The following is a 21,472-nucleotide window of genomic DNA, read 5'->3' on the forward strand; positions in this document are numbered from 1 at the left end:
GAATTCCAGGAGGGGAAAAGAATGAGAAACACTTTATTTAAACCAAAAAAACATTGGAAAGAGATCGAGCTTTGGAAAGATGTAACTGACGAGCAATGGAATGACTGGGTATGGCAATTGACAAACACCATTAAAACTCTTGAAGACTTAAAGAAAGTGATCAATTTAACACCACTAGAAGAAGAAGGAGTTAAAATTGCTACCAAAACCATTCCATTAAACATTACGCCATATTATGCATCGCTGATGGACCAAGATGATCCAAGATGTCCGATTCGTATGCAGTCTGTTCCAATTTCTCAGGAATTGTATAAAACAAGATATGATTTGGAGGATCCGCTCCATGAAGATGAGGATTCACCGGTACCTGGTCTAACGCATCGTTATCCGGACCGTGTATTGTTCCTGGTAACGAACCAGTGCTCGATGTACTGCCGCTACTGCACAAGAAGACGTTTCTCAGGTCAAATTGGAATGGGAGTACCTAAGAAACAGTTAGACAATGCCATTAATTATATTGCTTCCACTCCGCAAATCCGTGATGTGCTAATTTCTGGAGGAGACGGACTCCTTATCAATGACAATATTTTAGAGTATATTTTAAAGAATTTACGTGAAATTCCACATGTGGAAATTATTCGAATCGGTACAAGAGCACCGGTTGTATTCCCACAGCGTATTACTGAAAATCTTTGCAATATCTTGAAAAAGTATCATCCAGTATGGCTGAATACGCATTTCAATACATCGATGGAAATTACGGAAGATTCAAAGCGAGCATGCGAAATGCTTTCAAATGCGGGCGTACCACTAGGCAACCAAGCCGTTATTCTTGCAGGCATTAATGACAGCGTTCCAATCATGAAACAGCTTATGCATGACCTCGTTAAAATTCGCGTGCGTCCATATTACATTTACCAGTGTGACTTATCAGAAGGGATCGGCCATTTCCGTGCACCAATCAGCAAAGGATTGGAAATCATGGAAGGGCTTCGAGGTCACACTTCGGGTTACGCCGTTCCAACCTTCATTGTTGATGCTCCTGGAGGAGGTGGGAAAATTCCATTGCAGCCGAACTATATCATTTCTCAAAGTTCCAATAAAGTAGTTTTGCGTAACTTTGAAGGTGTCATTACATCTTATCCGGAACCTGAAAATTACCATCCAGGAAGTGCAGAGGATTATTATAAAAAGATTTATCCTGAAGTATTTAAAAATTTTGAAAGCAATGGTGTACTGTCCATTATTGATGATACGAAATTTAACCTAATTCCAGAAGGTTTAAAACGATTGGACCGCCGCAAAACGTATAAGGAAAATCCGGAACATAGCTCTTTAAAGGATAAACGAGAGAAACGTGATGAATTGAAAGAGAAAAAATTCCATGCCCAAATGAGCAAGTATGAGACTGTAGGAGCAAGGGAGGAATAATGTTGAATTGTCAATGGTGCGGATCTGACACAGCAGTTGAAACGGGCAACACAGTGTATTGGGAACTACCGGACGGTACGAAAACAATTGAAATTCAGGACACACCAGCCTTCCATTGCTCAGAATGTGGTATTACCTACCAAACTGATGAAACGGTACAGAAAATTGAAGACCAGCTATTTTTAATCGATACTTCAAAGCTTGAAAAAAGTTTGGCATTTGACACACTTATGGCTGCTCCACGCTTATTAAAGCGAAACTACTTTGATTTTTCTAAATAAGTAATCCATCTTATGGCTGATAGTAAAAAAATCAATAATATCGGATAATTTAACTCCCTCTTTCTAAGGGGGGGATAAATTATCCATTGCCATTTCGTTAATATCCTAATTGTGAAGGTGGAAAAAGGATGGAAGCCATTAAAATCGAAGAAAAAAGTCAGAATAATCAGGAAACCAATGATGGAATTAAACGCAATTTAAAGGCACGTCACATGACAATGATTGCGATTGGGGGATCAATTGGTACGGGGCTGTTTTTAGCGACAGGTGCGTCCATTCAAACAGCTGGACCGGGTGGTGCCATGATAGCATATAGCGCGATTGGAATCATGGTCTATTTTTTGATGACAAGCCTCGGTGAAATGGCTACCTTTTTACCGGTTTCCGGATCATTTGCCACATATGCCAGCCGTTTTGTTGACCCAGCATTAGGATTTGCGCTCGGTTGGAATTATTGGTTCAACTGGGCTGTTACCCTGGCAGTTGAAATCGTTGCTTCAGCCATCATTATGAAATTCTGGCTTCCGGATGTGCCAAGCATCGTTTGGAGTGCCCTGTTTTTAGGACTAATCTTTTTATTGAATGCTTTGTCAGTTAAAAGTTACGGAGAATCTGAGTATTGGTTCGCTTTAATAAAAGTTATTACTATCATTGTTTTTATTGGCGTCGGTGTTCTCACCATCTTTGGGATTTTCGGAGGTGAGTATATCGGGTTTAAAAACTTTACATTGGGAGATGCTCCGGTAAGCGGAGGCTTTATGTCTGTGTTAAGTATATTTTTCATCGCTGGTTTTTCCTTTCAAGGGACTGAACTGGTAGGGATTGCAGCAGGTGAAAGTGAAAATCCCAAGAAAAACATACCGAAAGCAATCCGGCAAGTATTTTGGCGAATTCTTCTATTTTATATTGGGGCTATTGCAGTCATTGGGCTAGTAATCCCTTATACCAGTCCTGAACTGTTGGGCGGGGACGTTGACAAAATTGCTGTAAGCCCATTTACTCTCGTTTTTGAAAAAGCTGGTATTGCCTTTACAGCCTCTGTCATGAACGCGGTTATCTTAACTTCTGTTTTGTCATGCGGAACGTCGGGGCTATATGCCTCAACTCGAATGCTATGGTCTATGGCAAAGGACGGACAGGCACCGAAATTTTTACAACAAGTAAACCAGCGCGGAATTCCGATGAATGCGCTAGTTATGACAACGATTATTGGAGGACTTGCCTTTTTAACGTCCATTTTCGGCGATCAAGTATATACATGGCTATTAAATGCATCAGGTTTAACCGGATTTATTGCCTGGGTAGGGATTGCTTTGAGCCACTATCGTTTTAGAAAAGCCTACATTGCCCAGGGAAGAGACCTGAATGAACTTAAATACAAGGCGAAATGGTTCCCTCTTGGTCCCATCCTTGCATTAGCAATGTGCATTATTATCATTCTTGGACAAAATTATCAAGCATTTATGACAGGCAACATTGATTGGTACGGAGCTGCTGTATCATATATTGGATTGCCAATTTTTTTAGTGATTTGGATCGGTTATAAAGTCATCCATAAAACAAAGGTTGTCCCACTAAATAAATGTTCTTTTGAAGACCATCAACAAAATTAGTCATTTAATAAGCCTACAATTAATAATATTATAATTAATTGTAGGCTTATTAATTTCTTGGGGAAAATTCGACAAAAAGTGCAATAATTACTTGACGTCCATAAAAAAACTGTGTATTATGAAAAAGTCAACTTTAGTTCACTAATTTGACATTATTAAATTATATGCGGGTGTAGTTTAGTGGTAAAACCTCAGCCTTCCAAGCTGATGTTGTGAGTTCGATTCTCATCACCCGCTCCATACATATTAACTAACGCAGTGTATCGTTACAAAAGAGAACGATGCGTTGCGTTTTTTCATTTATAAGGTAGAATTCAAATTAAATAATTCATAAAGCCCGTGAACCCCAAAAAATACGCTTCACGGTCGATAAGAACGGTTCATAAAGCCCGTGAACCCCAAAAAATACGCTTCACGGTCGATAAGAACGGTTCATAAAGCCCGTGACCCCAAAAAATACGCTTCACGGTCAATAAGAGCGGTTCATAAAGCCCGTAAACCTAAAAAACATGCTTCAGGGTCAATATGAGCGGTTTATAAAGCCAGTTAACCTAAAAATGGGTCAACCAAAGTCATTAAGACTAATTAACACTATTAGCCAAAATCCTGTAAGAACCTTCCCCGCCATGTACCTGAATAAACATATTCATTAAAGATTCAGTCAGCTTATTAGCATTTTCCCAGTCCGTTGATGGTCTCAAATAAATAATTTGCAGTGCATTCTTGGTATCTAACGTTACTGGTGTTCTGGAAGAATCCACGAACGGACTCCCAAACGGTCCAATTGAATCAGAGGCAACAATAAGGCGCTCTAAAGAGTTAGAACGGCCATTTAAACCAATGTACTCTTCTCCCTCTGCACCTAGCCGAACCTCTACGTGCCCTTTGAGACTATCTAGGTCATAAATACCGATAGGGACTTGATATTGCAACGAGAAAAAATTATTAATATCAATCGCACTTTGAACAGACGAAAGATAATTTTGCTTTTGAACCCTCCTGTAAAGTGCCTCAGCAGAATGACGGTACCGATTAGGGTCCTTGCCAATCTTTTTAAAAATAGCACGCCATTCCTGGATTCCAGAGAGCTCCGTAACATTTTTATCCTCTAAATCAAAATAAATAGACTCCTGGAACATCTGAAGTCTTCCTTTAAGCATTTGCGGTGAATCCCCAACGGTAATACCATTGTATTTAATGACTCCTAATTTAAAATGAGGAATCTCCTTAAAAAGGTCCGATGAAACTTGAATTTCCAACAATCACACCTCCAAAATTCATTGAAAATAGTTTATCATAAATAGATGTGCTATAAACAATTAAACAACCTAGGGGAATAGATCATTCACGAAGAAGGGAGGCAGCCAAAGTGAACGCCAAAAAATTAAAAGAAGAACTTATTGCCTACAGCAAAGAAATCGGAATCGATAAAATCGGATTCAGCAGTGCCGACCCTTTCACCGAACTAAAAAACAGACTAATAACACAACAAGAACTTGGATTCCAATCCGGTTTTGAAGAGCGAGATATTGAGAAACGAGTGAACTCGGCACTACTCTTGCAAGAACCAAAATCAATCATTTCGATTGCTCTTGCCTATCCTTCCAAAATGAACGAACGGGTTGAAAGTAAAAAGGGAGAAAGAAGAGGTATTTTCAGCCGAGCCTCCTGGGGGCTCGACTATCATCATATTCTAAGAGACAGGCTCAAAAAGCTGGAAGAGTTTATTTTAACAAAGGTACCAGATGTCCGCTTAAAATCAATGGTCGATACAGGAGAGCTTTCAGATCGGGCGGTTGCAGAAAGAGCTGGAATTGGCTGGAGCGGAAAAAACTGTGCCATCATTACTCCCGAATTTGGCTCATATGTATATTTAGGTGAAATGATTACGAATATTCCTTTTGAGCCCGATACACCAATAGAAGACCAATGCGGAACATGCACAAAGTGTTTGGAGGCCTGTCCAACCGGTGCATTAGTTCAAGGCGGTCAAATTAATGCTCAGCGTTGTATTTCATTTTTAACTCAAACAAAAGAACTCATTCCGGACGAGTTTCGAGAAAAGATTGGAAATCGTATATATGGCTGTGATTCCTGCCAAACTGCTTGCCCGCATAATAAAGGGAAGAACTTTCATTTTCATGACGAAATGGAACCTGATCCCGAAGTCGCCAAACCATTACTAAGACCGATTCTAAAATTAAGCAACCGAGAATTTAAAAAGCGATTTGGTTCATTGGCAGGATCTTGGCGTGGGAAGAAGCCTATTCAGCGAAATGCCATTATCGCACTTGCTCATTTTAAAGATGAATCTGCGGTTCCCGATTTAGTAGACATATTAGAAAATGAAGTAAGTCCTATAGCAAAGGGCACGGCAGCTTGGGCACTAGGTAAAATTGGTGGAGAAACTGCATTAGCGGCATTAAAAAAGGCTGAAGAACAAGAAACAGATCAAGAAGTCCAACTTGAAATTAAAAAAGGCTTAAACTTTTATAACTAATTCTAGGAGCGAACCAAAACGGTTCCGCTCTTTTTTTTTAATTTCTTTCATAAGTATGAAGGGAAAGGAGAGAATATTATGCGTGAAATTCTACAAGAACTATTTGAAAAAAGGATTCAACAATTTGTAGCGAATCACAGAAATTCCAAGGATAATTTTTCAAAAGCAGATAGGAAACTTGAATCCTTAGCAAAAAGATCTGCAGAAATCGTCAAAGTGAAAGCAGCTGGGAAGATCCTTGAAAATAAATGTGAAGATGATTTTCAAACGATAAAATACAATGCTCATTATCAATATTTAATTAAACAAAAAGGCAATCTTTATTTGGAAGAGGAAGTCGAAGAAAGAGTAGCCAAATTTTATAAAGAAACATTAATAATGGATGGGGAAATCAAACCCTTAGAGAATGGCTCCCAGCCTGTGGAATATTCCGAGCCTTTCATGCCGGATACCTTCGATCGATTAAGCTATCAATATAATCGGTTAAAAGCGATTCAGTATGCTGAACGCTGGTGGAACAGCTATAATCCAGCCTATAAAAAGTTTGAAAATGATTGTACGAACTTTATCTCCCAATGTCTTCATGTTGCTGGGGGGCCAATGAGAGGATATCCGAATCGCGGTTTAGGATGGTGGATGCAAAATCATAACTGGAGCTATAGCTGGGCAATTGCCAACGCCCTTCGCTTATATTTTTCTAAATCTACTGCTGGATTAAGGGCAAAAGAGGTAAGCAATCCCGATCAATTATTATTAGGTGATGTAATTTGCTATGATTTTGAAGGGGACGGACGGTTTAATCATAATACCATTGTCACGGCAAAGGACGCGAATGGAATGCCATTAGTAAATGCACACACCTACAATAGCCGAATGAGATACTGGGCGTATGAAGATTCTTCCGCCTATACACCAAATATCAAATATAGGTTTTACCACATTCTTGATTAAAGGCACTAATCTTGAAAGCCAATGTCATAGTGGTATAATTCAGATAGAGTTTTTTTTCTGAGGTGAAATTCGTGTCCATACATGTAGTACTATATCAACCACAAATTCCTTCAAATACAGGGAATATAGCGAGAACCTGTGCAGGTACCGATACCGCTTTACATTTAATTCGCCCGCTTGGCTTTTCAACTGATGACAAGATGTTAAAAAGAGCAGGATTAGATTATTGGGAACATGTAAATATCACTTATTACGATTCATTAGAGGATTTTTACGAAAAAAATGCCGGCGGGGAATTCTTTTACTTAACAAAGTTTGGGCAAAAACCGCATAGCAGCTTTGATTATAGTAATCCAGACAAGGACTATTATTTTATCTTTGGCCGGGAAACAACAGGTCTGCCAAAAGACGTTATTGAAACAAATAAAGAGGTTTCGTTAAGGATTCCAATGAATGATAATATTCGTTCTTTGAATCTCTCCAATACAGCGGCGATTCTTATTTATGAAGCACTTCGCCAGCAAAACTATGTTCATTTGAAATAATTGCAAGGAGGTCCTAGGGTTTGGGCCTCTTTTTGCTAACAAGAAAGGATACAGGATATGAATGAAACGATAGCAACTATACTTAATCATCGCTCTATTCGACACTTTGAGGATAAACCTTTAACCGAAGAACAAATAAGAACGATTGTCACCTCTGCTCAATCAGCATCAACCTCAAGCTTTATCCAGGCCTACTCAATTATTGGGGTTAAGGATAGTGAGAAAAAGAGGAGACTAGCCGATATTGCAGGAAGACAGGAATATGTTGAAAAAAATGGCCATTTCTTTGTTTTTTGTGCAGATCTCTACCGCCATACGATTATTGGTGAAAATGAGCAGAAAAACGTCAATTCATCGATTGAAAGCACGGAAAAATTTATGGTTGCTCTCATCGATGCAGCATTAGCAGCACAAAATGCGGCTATTGCTGCGGAATCTTTGGGACTTGGTATTTGTTACATAGGAGGAATTCGCAACCACCTCGAGGAAGTTCAAGAGGTTTTAAAAACACCAGAAAGAGTAATCCCTTTATTTGGACTAGCGGTCGGGCATCCAGTAAAACAAAATGACCGTAAACCAAGACTGCCGTTTGATCATATTTACCATGAAGATGAATATCAACAAAATACGGAAATGTATAACCGGCAACTGGAAGAATATGATGAGTTGATATCTAACTATTATATTCAAAGAACGGAAGGAAAGAGAAACGACCGTTGGACCGAGCAGATGGGAAAAATGCTTGAAAAGCAAAATAGAATGTACATGAAGGAATTTATCCAAAAAAATAAATTAGATTTAAGATGAAGGATGTGGTTACTTTTTATCTTGAAACTATGTTGATTGGAGCGGAAGGCGCGAGACTCCTGCGGGAGGACGGGGCAGGGGAGACCCCGGAGGCGCTAAAGCGCCGAGGAGGCTCCCCGGACCGCCCGCGGAAAGAAAAGCGCCTGGAGCGGAAATCAACATTCCAATTAACAAAGTCAATATGAAAAAGGGCTGCTAAAAAATAGCAGCCCTTTTGTATGGAAGGATTATTTTGTTCCTGGTTTGTCATTGTATCCTGAGGTGAAGATCGCTGCTAAAAATGTAACCATTACTAAAATAACAATGAAAGTGTTCATGTTATGTATTGCCCCCTTCGTCATACAATTTATCACATATAATTATTATAGCCTATCCTAAAAAAATGAAAAGTGCAATATTCCTTTTATTAAAACAAAAAAGATAGACAGTATCTCTTCTTCGTTACGCATGTTCAATAGACAATGTGCATAGAGTATATTAATCGTCTCTGATTAAGCTTTCGGGGGAGGGCCTTATGGATATTTTAAAAAAAATCGAGATGTATCGAGAAGAAGAGGAAAAACTGCGTTGGGAAGGATCATTCGCTGATTATCTATTGTTGTTAAAGGAAAAGCCATGGGTAGCACAATCTGCACATTCTCGAGTTTATAATATGATTAAGGATGCAGGAATTGAAGAGGAAAAAGGGACGAAGAAGTACAATTTTTTTAGCAATCAATTATTCGGTTTAGAGGAAGCACTGGAACGTCTAGTTGAAGAATATTTCCACCCAGCAGCGAAAAGGCTAGACGTAAGAAAACGTATTTTGTTATTAATGGGGCCGGTGAGCGGCGGTAAATCTACGCTAGTAACGATGCTTAAAAGAGGCTTAGAGAGCTATTCTCACTCTGCTAGAGGGTCTGTGTTCGCCATTAAGGGCTGTCCAATGCATGAAGATCCGCTTCATTTAATCCCACATCATTTACGTGCGGATTTTTATGAAGAGTATGGAATTCGAATTGAAGGAAATCTTTCACCGCTAAATATGATGCGGCTTGAACAGGATTATGGCGGCAGAATTGAAGACGTGTTAGTCGAACGTATCTTTTTCTCAGAGGATAAACGAACAGGAATTGGTACCTTTAGTCCATCGGATCCAAAATCACAAGATATTGCAGATTTAACAGGCAGTATTGATTTTTCAACGATTGCTGAATTTGGTTCTGAATCAGATCCACGTGCTTACCGTTTTGATGGTGAGCTTAATAAAGCAAACCGTGGGATGATGGAATTCCAAGAGATGCTAAAATGTGACGAGAAATTCCTTTGGCATTTACTTTCGTTAACACAGGAAGGAAACTTCAAAGCAGGCAGGTTTGCGCTCATTAGCGCGGATGAGCTAATCGTTGCTCATACAAACGAAACTGAATATCGTTCCTTTATTTCTAATAAGAAGAATGAGGCATTACACTCCAGGATTATCGTCATGCCGATTCCTTATAATCTAAAAGTTTCACAAGAAGAAAGAATTTATGAAAAGATGATTAGAGAAAGCGATGTTTCTGATGTTCATATTGCACCTCATACCTTAAGAGTGGCAGCCATGTTTACCATTCTTACTCGTTTGAAGGATCCTAAAAAAGGTGATATTGATTTAGTGAAGAAAATGCGCCTCTATGACGGGGAAAATGTAGAAGGATTTAATACTGCTGATGTGGAAGAACTTAAGAAAGAGTATCCAGATGAAGGCATGAGCGGTATTGACCCCCGCTATGTCATTAACCGGATTTCATCGACTATCATTAGAAAAGAAGTGCCTTCTATTAATGCCTTAGATGTATTAAGATCATTAAAAGATGGGCTTGATCAACATCCATCTATTACTGCTGAGCTGCGTGAACGTTATATGAATTATATCTCGATTGCTCGAAAAGAGTATGATAATATTGCCAAAAATGAAGTTCAAAAGGCATTTGTTTACTCCTATGAAGAATCGGCCAAGACATTAATGGATAATTATCTGGATAATGTTGAAGCTTACTGCAATAAAGCGAAACTGCGTGATCCTTTAACAGGGGAAGAAATTAATCCTGATGAAAAATTAATGCGTTCGATTGAAGAACAAATTGGAATCTCTGAAAATGCGAAAAAGGCGTTTAGAGAAGAAATATTGATAAGAATTTCAGCATTTGCAAGAAAAGGCAAGCGGTTTGATTATAATTCGCATGATAGACTTCGTGAAGCCATTCAAAAGAAATTATTTGCGGATCTAAAGGATGTTGTTAAGATAACTACGTCTTCAAAAACACCAGATGAGCAGCAGCTAAAGAAGATTAATGATGTAGTAGCACGTTTAATTGATGAACATGGATATAATTCGACTTCAGCGAATGAATTGCTGCGCTATGTCGGAAGTTTATTAAATCGATAAAAGCCAAGGGACTGGTAGAAGCAATCTGCCAGTCTGTTTTTTTCCTATGTAAAAAAATAAATCTTGTCCAAATTAGTAGGCAATAACCCAATTGTCAAAATTATTTGTAAATTATTCGCGGTTTCTGCATAGGATAAAGTAATCCATATTTTATCTGATTTTTTCATTTGGGTTATTGTATGAGTGTGATTAAAAAGTGTGCATTTTGAAAGTGAATAATTTAATAAGGAGGGGTTTACATTGTCAGATAATAACCATCAATTTGTCATTTCAAGAGAAGATTGGTCCCTCCACCGTAAAGGCCACGATGACCAGCAACGGCATCAGGAAAAAGTCCAGGAGGCAATTCGCAACAATCTTCCAGACTTAATTACAGAAGAAAGCATAATTATGTCTAATGGTCGAGATGTGGTAAAAATTCCAATTCGTTCATTGGACGAATATAAAATTCGTTATAATTATGACAAAAACAAACACGTGGGCCAAGGTGACGGTGACAGTCAAGTCGGTGATGTAGTAGCACGTGACGGTTCCAGCGGGCAAAAAGCTCCAGGCAAAGGGCAGGGAGCAGGAGATCAGGCAGGCGAAGATTATTTTGAAGCCGAAGTGTCATTAATGGAGCTTGAGGAGGCTTTATTTAAACAATTGGAGCTTCCAAATCTGAAAAAGAAAGAAGAGCAGGAACATCTTATTGAAAACATAGAATTCAATGATATCCGCAAAACAGGACTTATGGGGAACATTGATAAGAAACGGACAATGATGTCTGCTTTTAAGCGGAATGCCATGAGTGGGAACCCGGCATTCCACCCGATTTACAAGGATGATTTGAAATTTAAAACCTGGAATGAAGTAGTTAAACCAGACTCTAAGGCTGTTGTTATCGCAATGATGGATACGAGTGGATCTATGGGGATTTGGGAGAAATACATGGCGCGCAGCTTTTTCTTCTGGATGACAAGATTTTTACGTACAAAGTATGAAACGGTAGAGATAGAGTTTATAGCTCATCATACCGAGGCAAAAGTAGTTTCTGAAGAAGACTTCTTCTCGAAAGGAGAAAGCGGTGGAACGATATGTTCATCCGCATACCGCAAAGCCCTGGAGATCATTGACGCTAAATATAATCCACGAAAATTCAACATTTACCCATTCCACTTTTCAGACGGTGATAATCTCACATCGGATAACGCCCGTTGTGTGAAGTTGGTTGAAGAATTGATGAAGGTATCCAATATGTTTGGATATGGGGAAGTAAATCAATACAATCGCCATTCGACCTTAATGTCCGCTTACAAAAACATCAAAGATGAGCATTTTCGCTACTATATCCTAAAACAAAAAGCAGATGTATTCCATGCGATGAAAAGCTTCTTTCAAAAAGAAGAATCAAAACAATATGCGTAACAAAAAATCGACAGGTGCCAGGTACCTGTCGATTTTTGCTGCTATTCAATTGAGAGGATTCCGTCCTGGCCTTGAGCTGAGTGTCCTTGTTTCTTTACGTTTAATTTTGTTAAGTTTGTAAAGATAACTGGAGTTACAACTGATGGAACTGATTTCTTAAGGAAATCTAAATCAAATTTCTGGATTTCCTGACCTTTCGTAACTTTTTGTCCTTCTTCAACAAGTATAGTAAAGCCTTCACCTTTTAAATTGACTGTATCCAGGCCAATATGAATAAGGATTTCATATCCTTGATTAGATTTAATTCCAATTGCATGCTTCGTAGGGAAAACATTCATAATTTCACCGTCAACTGGTGAAACAACCGTACCTTTTGATGGAACAATTCCAAAACCGTCACCCATCATTTTTTGTGAGAATACTTGGTCTGGCACTTCAGTAATCGGGATAATTTCTCCTTGGATTGGCATAACAAAATCTTTATCAGAAAGTTGTGTGAGTCGATTCGTTTCAACCGGAGCGGCCACTTTTGATAAAGTTGCTGGACTCATTCCAGTAGGTTTTTTACCTCGAAGTTTTAGAATTTCATCTGCCACGAATTGTACATTCGTTCCGACAATTACTTGAATGCTTTGCTTTCCAACAATATTAATTCCTGGGACACCAGTCGCTTTAATTTTTTGTTGGTCGACGGCATTCATGTTTTTTACTTCCATTCTTAAGCGCGTTACACAATTGTCTACAGAAGTAACATTGTCGTCTCCGCCTAATCCTTCATAAATCTGAGCTGCTATGACGGCAAATTTGCTGTCACCTGCTGGAACAGTTACGTCAGATGACTCTTCATCATCTTCTTCACGTCCAGGAGTCATTAAGTTGAATTTCGTAATAATAAATCGGAATAAGAAATAATAGATAACCGCAAACACTAAACCTTGAACTATTAACATGTAAGGGTGGTTTGCCAATGGTAATCTTGAACTTAAGATAAAGTCAACTAAACCGGCACTGAAGCCAAATCCTGCTGTCCAATGGAATGCTGCTGCGATGGCTAATGATATACCTGTTAAAACAGCATGTACCACATAAAGCATTGGAGCTACAAACATAAAGGCAAATTCGATTGGCTCTGTAACACCAGTAAAGAATGCTGCGAAACCTGCGGCTAACATTAAGGATGCCACTGTCTTTTTCTTCTTATCTTTTGCTGTATGGTACATCGCTAATGCTGCTGCTGGCAAACCAAACATCATGACAGGGAAGAAACCTGCTTGGTACATACCAGTAACGCCTTTTGTACCTTTTCCAGCCCAGAAATTACCGATATCATTAATTCCTGCTACGTCAAACCAGAATACGGAGTTTAAGGCATGGTGCAAACCTGTAGGAATCAATAAACGGTTAAAGAATCCATATAAACCTGCTCCAAAAGCACCTAAATGAGAAATACCTTTACCGAATGATACAAGTCCTGTAAAGATCACAGGCCATAAGAAGAATAATATTGCTGAAACAATAAGCATAGAAACTGCAGTCATAATTGGCACAAGCCGTTTACCGGAGAAAAATGCTAAAGCATCTGGCAATTTAACATGGCTAAAGCGATTGTACATCACGGATGCAACAATACCGGAAAGAATACCAACAAAGGCATTTCCGATTTTTCCAAAAGCAGGATCTACCTCTTCTGGTTTAATCCCTTGCAGCAAGGCAACTGATCCTGTGGAAAGCAAGGTTGTCACAACCAGATAAGCAACCAAACCACTTAATGCTGACGAACCGTCTTTTTCTTTCGCCATTCCTAGTGCTACACCAACGGCAAAAAGGATAGGGATATTATCAATAATGGATGAGCCCGCTTTAATTAAGAAAGCAGCCAGTGGACTATCAGCACCCCAGCCAGTTGGATCGATCCAATAACCTATACCCATTAAAATAGCTGCTGCTGGCAAAACAGCTACAGGTAACATCAATGAACGGCCAATTCTTTGTAAATATTTCTTCATCGTAGTACCTCCTATAAAAAAATTTGAAAAAAACAAATGAAAAAATGATGATTTCATAAAAAAGTTGATAGCAGGGTGTAAGCGCTTTTCCAAAGTAAATATACCATTAAACATCTATAGACGTCTATACCAATTTTAAATTTTTTTTTACGATTAGAGATGTTAATAATGGAAAATAGCTAATTTATAAGGAAAATAAAATTTTCAGATATATTTTTTGTAACAATTGGTATAGACAACTAGATAATGGTGATGCTAAAATTTAGGTATAACCTGAAAGGAAGTATTGAAGATGATTCTAAAAGATAATCATATTTTACTGAAGGGTGTACGTGTTTATTCAGATGACCAGATAATTGAAGATGGCTTTATAAAAATAGAAGACGAAACAATCATTGAAATAGGCTCATTAAGCGAGTTAACTAATGATGACAACTATCAGATTATAGAATTGCCTGGCCATTTTAAAGCAGTTCCAGGTTTCATCGATGTCCATATTCATGGAGTGGCCGGTGCTGATACGATGGATGCAACAAGAGAAGCTCTGGATACAATAGTTCGGGCCCTGCCGCAGGAAGGAACCACAAGTTTTTTGGCTACTACGATGACACAAGAAGGAAAACAAATTGAACAGGCTTTAATAAATGCTGGAAACTACATCAAAAATCAACATCCTCAAGGTACTGCAGAAATACTGGGCATTCATCTTGAAGGTCCTTTTGTCAACGCAAAGATGGCAGGGGCTCAGCCGATTCAGCATATTGTGGACCCTAATCTTGAGTTATTTAAAGTGTGGCAGAAGATGTCCAACGAAACGATCAAACTTGTTACGTTAGCTCCTGAGCAGCCTGGCGGACTTGAAATGATACGCTATTTAAAGGAAAACGGTGTTATTGCATCCCTTGGCCATACTAATGCCACTTATGAACAGGTTGAGGATGCAATCGAAGCAGGGGCAAATCATGTTACGCATCTCTTCAATCAAATGAGGGGACTTCATCACCGTGAACCAGGTGTAGTGGGTGCTGCATTTTTACATGATGAACTAAAAGCAGAAATTATTGTTGATGGGGTCCATGTCCGGCCAGAAATGGTTCATCTCGCTTATAAGCAAAAGCGGAGCGATGGTTTACTATTAATTACAGATTCCATGAGAGCAAAATGCTTGAAAAATGGCATGTATGACCTTGGCGGCCAAGAAGTAACGGTTAAAGATGGAAAAGCAATGTTAGCTAACGGAACTCTGGCTGGAAGCATATTAAAATTAGGGCAGGCAGTTAAAAATATTTTATCTTACACAGGTTGTTCAATTGAAGAAGCGATTGAAATGGCCTCTGTAAATCCTGCTAAACAATTAAATATTTTTGAGCGAAAAGGCAGTATCGCCGTTGGCAAAGATGCTGACATCGTCATCCTTGATGACAAAATGGAAGTGTTTATGACATTTTGCCGCGGCATTCTTGCTTTTAAAAAGGAGGGTATACCCAATGAAAGTCATTGAAGTAAAAGATTATACAGAAATGAGTCGCAAAGCGGCTGAATATATAATTGAAAAAGTTTGTCAAAATCCAAGGATAAAATTAGGCCTTGCCACAGGCGGGACACCAATAGGAACTTATAAAAATTTAATTGAAAACCATCAAAAGAATGGGACTTCCTATCAAAATGTAACAACCTTCAACTTAGATGAATACGTTGGTCTTTCAGGTGATAACAAGAATAGTTACCGCTATTTCATGGATGCGCAGCTGTTTAATCATATTGATATTAATAAAAATAAAACAAATGTCCCCCGAGGCGATATTAAAAATGTTGAAGAAGAATGCTTGCGCTATGAGAGTCTAATCGAGAAACATGGCGGCATTGATTTGCAAATTCTTGGAATTGGCGGTAACGGCCATATAGGATTTAATGAACCTGGGACATCGTTTCATTCAATGACTCATATGGTCGAATTAGCTCAGTCTACCATTAATGCCAATGCCAGGTTTTTTAATCGAATTGAAGAAGTACCAACAAAAGCGATTACAATGGGGATATCCACTATTTTAAAAAGTAAAGAAATTCTCCTGTTGGTATCCGGAGAAAACAAAAAAGATGCATTGTTTAAGCTTTTAAACGGAGAAATAAATGAAAGTTTTCCTGCATCTGTGTTGAAAAATCATCCATGTGTTACAATTATTGCAGATAAAGCGGCGGTTGCGGGATTAAAGGTTCATTGTTAAATCTTTAAAAATAAAGTGCGAATCAGTAATCGCCCTAGTTTAAATGAGAAAGGTGTAAGTTGGAGATGATTAATAAAAACTCCCCCATTCCACTTTATTATCAACTGGAAGAACATATAAAAGAATTAATTGAAAATGGTGAATTAATGCCTGGAGATGCTTTGCCTCCTGAAAGAGAATATGCTGAAAAGTACAAAATAAGCCGGATGACTGTCAGACAGGCCTTTACCCAGCTAGTAAATGAGGGTTATTTAAATCGTTTGCAGGGGAAAGGAACATTTGTCGCCGAACGGAAAATTGAACAGCCTTTGCAGGGACTGACAAGCTTCACGGAAGATATGATTTCAAGAGGACTTTCCCCAGGGAGTCAATTAATCCATTTCGAGATTATTCCTGCAACAAGTCAAATTGCCGGTCAATTAGCGATACAAGAATATGGGCCGGTATATGAAATAAAGCGGATCCGTTTAGCTGATGGGGTTCCCATGGCTTTAGAAACCAATTATATTTCAGCAAACCTTATAAAAGGACTTACGGAAGATATTGTGAATCAATCCTTATACGCCTACATTGAAGGACAATTGAATCTAAGAATCGATAGTGCTTCACAAGCTATCGAGTCCTCTATTGCAAGTCAAACCGAGGCAAATCATTTAAAAATTTCCAAAGGGGCGCCGGTTATGTTAATTCAACGAAATACTTACCTGCAAAATGGTACTCCTGTTGAATTTGTTAAATCTGTTTATAGAGCAGATCGATATAAATTTAAGATTCAAATGAAACGCTAAACAGCTGCATTCATGCATCTGTTTTTTTATTTTATTTGGTGTTTATCATTCCTTGGTGATTAAGACGTTTATTACCATTAATACTTTCTCCAAAAAAATTAAAAATAAGAAGGCAAGTGATTCTTTTTGCAAGGAGGAGGTATTTCAATTGATAAAAAAACCAGTGGGGTTAGTTTTAACAGCTGTCCTAACAATGGGACTTGCTGCTTGTAACAACAATAATAAAAATGATTTAAATGATCGAACTAGGATGAATATCACAGATAGGAATAACCGTATTATGGATGTCCGTAATGGCAGGGATGATGGCATCGACCACAACGGACCGCTTACAGAGGATTACACGAATAGAAATAACCGGGATCTTGACTTAAATCTGTTTAATGACAATCGTAAAGTTAGACGAAATAAGGATGATATGATTTCGGCATATCAAACAAACTTAGATAGCGATCAATATCCGCATACACAAGCGGTATTAACCAGGGATGCTAAATACCAATTTGTTCGTCTTGATCCAAGCCAAGCCAATTTGTCGGGGATGATGCAGCAAATACAGCCATATTTACAGCAGCAACTTCAGCCGTATTTACAGCAGCAAACTCCAAATGCGGGGGCACCAGCCGGACAACAAGCGCCGAGGGTTACAACACCTACACCGAAGGTAACTTCACCGGCTCCAAATCAAACGCAGCCGGCACAGCCAGCTGCCCCGGCTCCAAATCAAACGCAGCCAGCACAGCCAGCTGCACCAGCACCAAAGCAGCCTGCTCAGACGCAAGCTCCCGCTCCAACCACTGGGGCAGTCAGCCAATTTGCGCAGCAGGTTATTGATTTAACGAATGCACAAAGAAGTAAAAATGGTCTTCCAGCTTTAAAAGCTGATACACAGCTAAGTGGAGTTGCCCAAAAGAAAGCTGTCGATATGCAGCAAAACCATTATTTTTCGCATACCAGCCCAACTTATGGTTCACCATTCGACATGATGAGAGATTTTGGTGTAACCTATAGAGCAGCAGGTGAAAATATTGCACAAGGCCAGCGCACACCACAGGAAGTTGTTACTGCCTGGATGAACAGCCCAGGACATCGTGCAAACATTTTAAGCTCCAAATTTACTAACATTGGGGTTGGCTATGAAGGAACAGGTAAACATTGGTCACAAATGTTTATCGGAAAGTAATCATAAAAAAACGACGGGCTTATAATTAGCCCGTCGTTTTACAATTATTCATCTTTCATTAGAGAAGATATAGTCGGAAACTCAAAATGAAAGGTTGTTCCCACTCCGAGTTCACTTTCGACCCAAATGTTCCCGTCCATTGCCCGAACAATGCTATAGACAACCATCATTCCTAGTCCCGTTCCGTTTTTACCTTTTGTCGAATAAAAGGGTTCCCCTAACCGTTCAAGTTGTTCGCTAGTCATTCCAATTCCGGTGTCTTTCACTCGAATGGCTACATTGTTTTGGGTATACTCAGTAGTAATAGATAAATACCCCCCATTTGGCATCGCCTCTATTCCATTTTTAAGCACGTTTACAAAGCATTGGCGAAATTTCTGTTGATCACCCTTGATGAAACCTATAACGGAAAAATCAGTCAAAATTTCTGCAGAATTTTGATTAGCTAATGGTTGTAGAATATTAATGATCTGTCTTAGTTCACTTTTCACATTGAGTTCCTCAAATGTTTCTAATGAGGGCTTAGCAAACGTTAAATAATCCTGAATAACTCTCTCTGCAGATATTAATTCTTCCTTTACAATCGAGAGGTATTCCTTTCTTTTATGCCTGGAAAGATAATCATCCTGCAGCAATTGGACAAAACCGCTTGCTGCTGTAAGCGGATTTCGAATCTCATGAGATATTGCTGCTCCCATTTGCTCAACTGCCTTTAATTTTTCCGCTTTAATGAGCTGCTGCCGCATCTCAGTATTTCTTCTTACAAATTCAATAGAATAGGAGATAATTCCAATACCAAGAGGAGGAATCACTAAGTAGGCAAACAAAGCATCGAAAAAGTTAGAATGAGTGTTTTCAAATTCCATTCCAATAACTGTAAGAGCTCCAAGAATGATACCCATAACGACTGATATGAAAATGCGACGAGCAGGAACTTGCTTTGAAAACCACGGATAAAGTCTCCATAAAACAATACTAAGTGGGACATAAAGTAGTAATGTTTGATAAAAACCTATATTAATCCCATAGAAAATTCTTAAAATGATTGTGGCAGCTATTAGAATAGGTCCTATTCCTACGTAAAGTCCGCCAATTACCAAAGGTATGATTCTTAAATCATATCTGGCATAGGAAACAGGATTATAAGAAAACTGAATAAAAACCCAAAGAATAAAAATAGAAAATAGTATGATAAAAGGTTTAGATATATTTGTCCTTTTGCTTTTTTCAAAAAAAATGACACAAAAAAATAGAAGAATGATTAAAATGGTGAGATTTAAGAAAAAGTGTTTCGTAATTTCCATTTACTTCACCGTCCATAAAATGCCTTTAGGAAAATTTTACAGGTAATTCCCACAAGATACAACAAAATTTGCATAATATTTTGAAAAAATACAGGGGATTGTTTTAGCAACCCCCCTAGCGTAAAGATGAAACGGTGTTTCTTCCTTTGGTTTTGGATAAATAAAGAGCAGTATCCGCCTTTTGAATTAGTAGATGCGGCTGTGATGAAGGATCTGGAATCATTGTAGCAATACCGATACTTAATGTGACAATATTTGCAATCTCCGAACTTGTATGAGGAATCTTGAGTGATTGAACGGTATCTTGAATATGCTGGGCAATTCCTTTAAAAACAGAATATTTATAATGGAAAAAATTTTTTAATAGCGCTTTCAAAATATTATTGACGGAACTAAACAGTGGGTGATAAGATACAAATATAATTAATTAGTTCACTAAACTAATTAAAAAATCTCGAGATTAAATTTTTTTAAATGACAATGAAAAGGGTTTCAAATTTTTAAACAGTCAGTCAATCCTCAAAAAAGAGTTAGTAGAATTTATTTTAAATTTTCCAAACAAAATCAAACTAGTAATGGAGGGGTAAAAGATGGGTCAAAATGCTAAGCTTAAAGTGGATGCAACAACAAGTGGGCCAATAGCTGCAACAAAGCCTTTTGGAATGAAAGATAAACTAGGTTATTTATTTGGTGATTTCGGGAATGATTTCTTCTTTATTTTAGTGGCTGCGTTCTTAATGGTTTACTATACAGACGTTTATGGGCTTAATCCGGCATATGTTGGTACACTGTTTTTAATTGCACGATTATGGGACGCTGTAGCAGACGTTTCATGGGGACGTTTTATTGATACAAGAAAAGCAGGTAAAAATGGAAAGTTTAGACCTTGGATTTTTAGAATGTCCTTTCCGCTTGTTATTACAGGTGTCTTAATGTTTGTTCACATTCCAGGAATGTCAGCAGGATTTTATGAAGCCTATGCATTTGTAACCTATATTTTGTGGGGAACCTTATATAGTACTGTTAACATTCCTTATGGTTCAATGGCATCAGTTATTACAAGTGATCCTGTTGAGCGTACAAGCCTATCAAGCTTCCGTACTTTAGGGGGCAATTTGGCAGGTTTAATCATTAACGTTGTCGGTCCAATGATTTTGTTCGTAAACAATAAAGCAGATGCAAATCACTTCTTTTTAGGAGCAATTATTTTTGGAGTTCTTTCAATCGCCTGTTATATGGCATGTTATAAATTGTCAGTTGAACGAATAGTAATGGATGAAACAGAAAAACCAAAAGTTAAATTAAGCCAAACAATGAAAGGTCTTGTAAAAAACAAGCCATTATTATGGATTTTAATCGCTTCTCTAACCTTTATGGTATGTTTCATGTTAATTGGTACGGTAAACGTCTACCTATTTAAAGATTATTTTGGCAACGCAAAAGCACTAAGTATGGTAGGACTTATTCAATCTGTAGCAGTATTCGTTGGTATGCCTTTAATTAAACCGTTAGTTGCTAAATTCGGTAAAAAAGAAATTGCATCTGCAGGCATTCTACTTGCCGCTGTAGTTTATGGTGCTTTATATTTATTGCCTAACTTAACAGCAAATCAATTTACTGGAATTTTATCAATTGCAATGTTTGGTTATGGAATTTTTAACTTAGTAGTTTGGGCGTTTGTAACAGACGTTATCGACTATCATGAATATTTAACTGGATTACGAGAAGATGGAACCGTTTACTCAATCTATTCTTTTGCACGTAAAGTCGGTCAGGCAATTGCCGGTGGTCTTGGCGGTTTTGCGATTGCTGCAGTTGGTTATAACCCAACTCTAAAAGCCCAAGCTCAAAGCACACTAGATGGGATTCATACCTTAGGTACACTAGTTCCATTCATTGTCTTATTTGTGATTTTCTTAATTCTTGTCTTCTTATATCCATTAAATAAAGTGAAAACAAAACAGCTTGCCATTGATTTAGCAGAAAAAAGAAATTCTTAAAAATATATCAATCCAATGATA

Annotated in this window: 19 protein-coding genes, 1 tRNA gene and 1 pseudogene; 16 read left to right on the plus strand and 5 right to left on the minus strand. The window is 38.2% G+C overall.

The window, feature by feature from the left end:
* Positions 1-21: 21 nt before the first annotated feature.
* From kamA to AC59HZ_RS04460, 4 genes are all read left to right on the plus strand, one after another.
* Positions 22-1,431 carry a lysine 2,3-aminomutase gene (gene kamA / locus AC59HZ_RS04445; RefSeq protein WP_496544674.1) on the plus strand — a complete coding sequence of 470 codons (1,410 nt, stop codon included), beginning with the start codon at positions 22-24 and terminating at the stop codon, positions 1,429-1,431.
* Between the two features lie 2 nt (positions 1,432-1,433).
* Positions 1,434-1,712: a YokU family protein gene (locus AC59HZ_RS04450; protein ID WP_223593153.1), complete on the plus strand. Its 279-nt coding sequence runs from the start codon at positions 1,434-1,436 to the stop codon at positions 1,710-1,712.
* Positions 1,713-1,840: 128 nt separating this feature from the next.
* A complete protein-coding gene (locus AC59HZ_RS04455; protein WP_496544675.1) occupies positions 1,841-3,325 on the plus strand; it encodes an amino acid permease in 1,485 nt (494 codons plus the stop codon).
* Between the two features lie 166 nt (positions 3,326-3,491).
* A tRNA-Gly gene (locus AC59HZ_RS04460) sits at positions 3,492-3,565 on the plus strand.
* A 341-nt stretch (positions 3,566-3,906) separates the two neighbouring features.
* On the opposite strand, the gene AC59HZ_RS04465 is transcribed toward AC59HZ_RS04460, so the two are convergent.
* Positions 3,907-4,584 carry a B3/B4 domain-containing protein gene (locus AC59HZ_RS04465; RefSeq protein WP_496544676.1) on the minus strand — a complete coding sequence of 226 codons (678 nt, stop codon included), beginning with the start codon at positions 4,582-4,584 and terminating at the stop codon, positions 3,907-3,909.
* A 110-nt stretch (positions 4,585-4,694) separates the two neighbouring features.
* Between AC59HZ_RS04465 and queG the strand changes: the two genes are divergently transcribed.
* From queG to yhbH, 7 genes are all read left to right on the plus strand, one after another.
* The gene (gene queG / locus AC59HZ_RS04470; protein WP_496544677.1) at positions 4,695-5,825 is read left to right on the plus strand and encodes a tRNA epoxyqueuosine(34) reductase QueG; all 1,131 of its coding nucleotides are present in this window, start codon (positions 4,695-4,697) and stop codon (positions 5,823-5,825) included.
* Positions 5,826-5,903: 78 nt separating this feature from the next.
* On the plus strand, positions 5,904-6,776 hold the full coding sequence (locus AC59HZ_RS04475; RefSeq protein ID WP_496544678.1) for an amidase domain-containing protein: 873 nt from the start codon (positions 5,904-5,906) through the stop codon (positions 6,774-6,776).
* A 71-nt stretch (positions 6,777-6,847) separates the two neighbouring features.
* Positions 6,848-7,321: a tRNA (uridine(34)/cytosine(34)/5-carboxymethylaminomethyluridine(34)-2'-O)-methyltransferase TrmL gene (trmL, locus tag AC59HZ_RS04480; RefSeq protein WP_496544679.1), complete on the plus strand. Its 474-nt coding sequence runs from the start codon at positions 6,848-6,850 to the stop codon at positions 7,319-7,321.
* A gap of 57 nt (positions 7,322-7,378) precedes the next feature.
* Positions 7,379-8,128, plus strand: coding sequence for an oxygen-insensitive NADPH nitroreductase (gene nfsA / locus AC59HZ_RS04485; protein ID WP_496544680.1), 750 nt, complete (start codon positions 7,379-7,381; stop codon positions 8,126-8,128).
* The gene (locus AC59HZ_RS04490; RefSeq protein WP_496544681.1) at positions 8,125-8,313 is read left to right on the plus strand and encodes a hypothetical protein; all 189 of its coding nucleotides are present in this window, start codon (positions 8,125-8,127) and stop codon (positions 8,311-8,313) included. Before nfsA ends, AC59HZ_RS04490 begins: the two co-directional genes overlap by 4 nt.
* A 329-nt stretch (positions 8,314-8,642) precedes the next feature.
* Positions 8,643-10,538: a PrkA family serine protein kinase gene (locus AC59HZ_RS04495; protein ID WP_496544682.1), complete on the plus strand. Its 1,896-nt coding sequence runs from the start codon at positions 8,643-8,645 to the stop codon at positions 10,536-10,538.
* A 240-nt stretch (positions 10,539-10,778) separates the two neighbouring features.
* Complete coding sequence (yhbH, locus tag AC59HZ_RS04500; protein ID WP_496544683.1) at positions 10,779-11,945, plus strand: sporulation protein YhbH; 1,167 nt, start codon at positions 10,779-10,781, stop codon at positions 11,943-11,945.
* A gap of 41 nt (positions 11,946-11,986) precedes the next feature.
* On the opposite strand, the gene AC59HZ_RS04505 is transcribed toward yhbH, so the two are convergent.
* Together AC59HZ_RS04505 and nagE are read right to left on the minus strand one after the other, a co-directional pair.
* Positions 11,987-12,496 carry a PTS sugar transporter subunit IIA gene (locus AC59HZ_RS04505; protein WP_496545338.1) on the minus strand — a complete coding sequence of 170 codons (510 nt, stop codon included), beginning with the start codon at positions 12,494-12,496 and terminating at the stop codon, positions 11,987-11,989.
* 15 nt (positions 12,497-12,511) lie between these two features.
* A pseudogene (gene nagE / locus AC59HZ_RS04510) lies at positions 12,512-13,951 on the minus strand (N-acetylglucosamine-specific PTS transporter subunit IIBC); the annotation flags it as partial.
* Positions 13,952-14,243: 292 nt separating this feature from the next.
* Here nagE and nagA point away from each other — a divergent pair.
* The 4 genes from nagA (at position 14,244) to AC59HZ_RS04530 (ending at position 18,147) form a co-directional block, all read left to right on the plus strand.
* Complete coding sequence (gene nagA / locus AC59HZ_RS04515; protein WP_496544684.1) at positions 14,244-15,452, plus strand: N-acetylglucosamine-6-phosphate deacetylase; 1,209 nt, start codon at positions 14,244-14,246, stop codon at positions 15,450-15,452.
* Complete coding sequence (gene nagB / locus AC59HZ_RS04520) at positions 15,439-16,176, plus strand: glucosamine-6-phosphate deaminase (RefSeq protein ID WP_496544685.1); 738 nt, start codon at positions 15,439-15,441, stop codon at positions 16,174-16,176. Before nagA ends, nagB begins: the two co-directional genes overlap by 14 nt.
* A 65-nt stretch (positions 16,177-16,241) precedes the next feature.
* Complete coding sequence (locus AC59HZ_RS04525; RefSeq protein WP_496544686.1) at positions 16,242-16,964, plus strand: GntR family transcriptional regulator; 723 nt, start codon at positions 16,242-16,244, stop codon at positions 16,962-16,964.
* 148 nt (positions 16,965-17,112) lie between these two features.
* Positions 17,113-18,147: a CAP domain-containing protein gene (locus tag AC59HZ_RS04530; protein ID WP_496544687.1), complete on the plus strand. Its 1,035-nt coding sequence runs from the start codon at positions 17,113-17,115 to the stop codon at positions 18,145-18,147.
* Between the two features lie 44 nt (positions 18,148-18,191).
* Here AC59HZ_RS04530 and AC59HZ_RS04535 read toward each other — a convergent pair whose 3' ends face one another.
* The gene (locus AC59HZ_RS04535; RefSeq protein ID WP_496544688.1) at positions 18,192-19,451 is read right to left on the minus strand and encodes an ATP-binding protein; all 1,260 of its coding nucleotides are present in this window, start codon (positions 19,449-19,451) and stop codon (positions 18,192-18,194) included.
* A gap of 115 nt (positions 19,452-19,566) precedes the next feature.
* Entirely contained in the window at positions 19,567-19,827 is a 261-nt protein-coding gene (locus AC59HZ_RS04540; RefSeq protein ID WP_496544689.1) for a diguanylate cyclase domain-containing protein, read from the minus strand.
* 214 nt (positions 19,828-20,041) lie between these two features.
* On the opposite strand from AC59HZ_RS04540, the gene AC59HZ_RS04545 reads away from it, so the two are divergent.
* Positions 20,042-21,451, plus strand: a complete 1,410-nt coding sequence (locus tag AC59HZ_RS04545; protein ID WP_496544690.1) for an MFS transporter — start codon at positions 20,042-20,044, stop codon at positions 21,449-21,451.
* Positions 21,452-21,472: the final 21 nt, after the last annotated feature.

The sequence above is a fragment of the Neobacillus sp. DZ-9 genome, assembly GCF_059587065.1.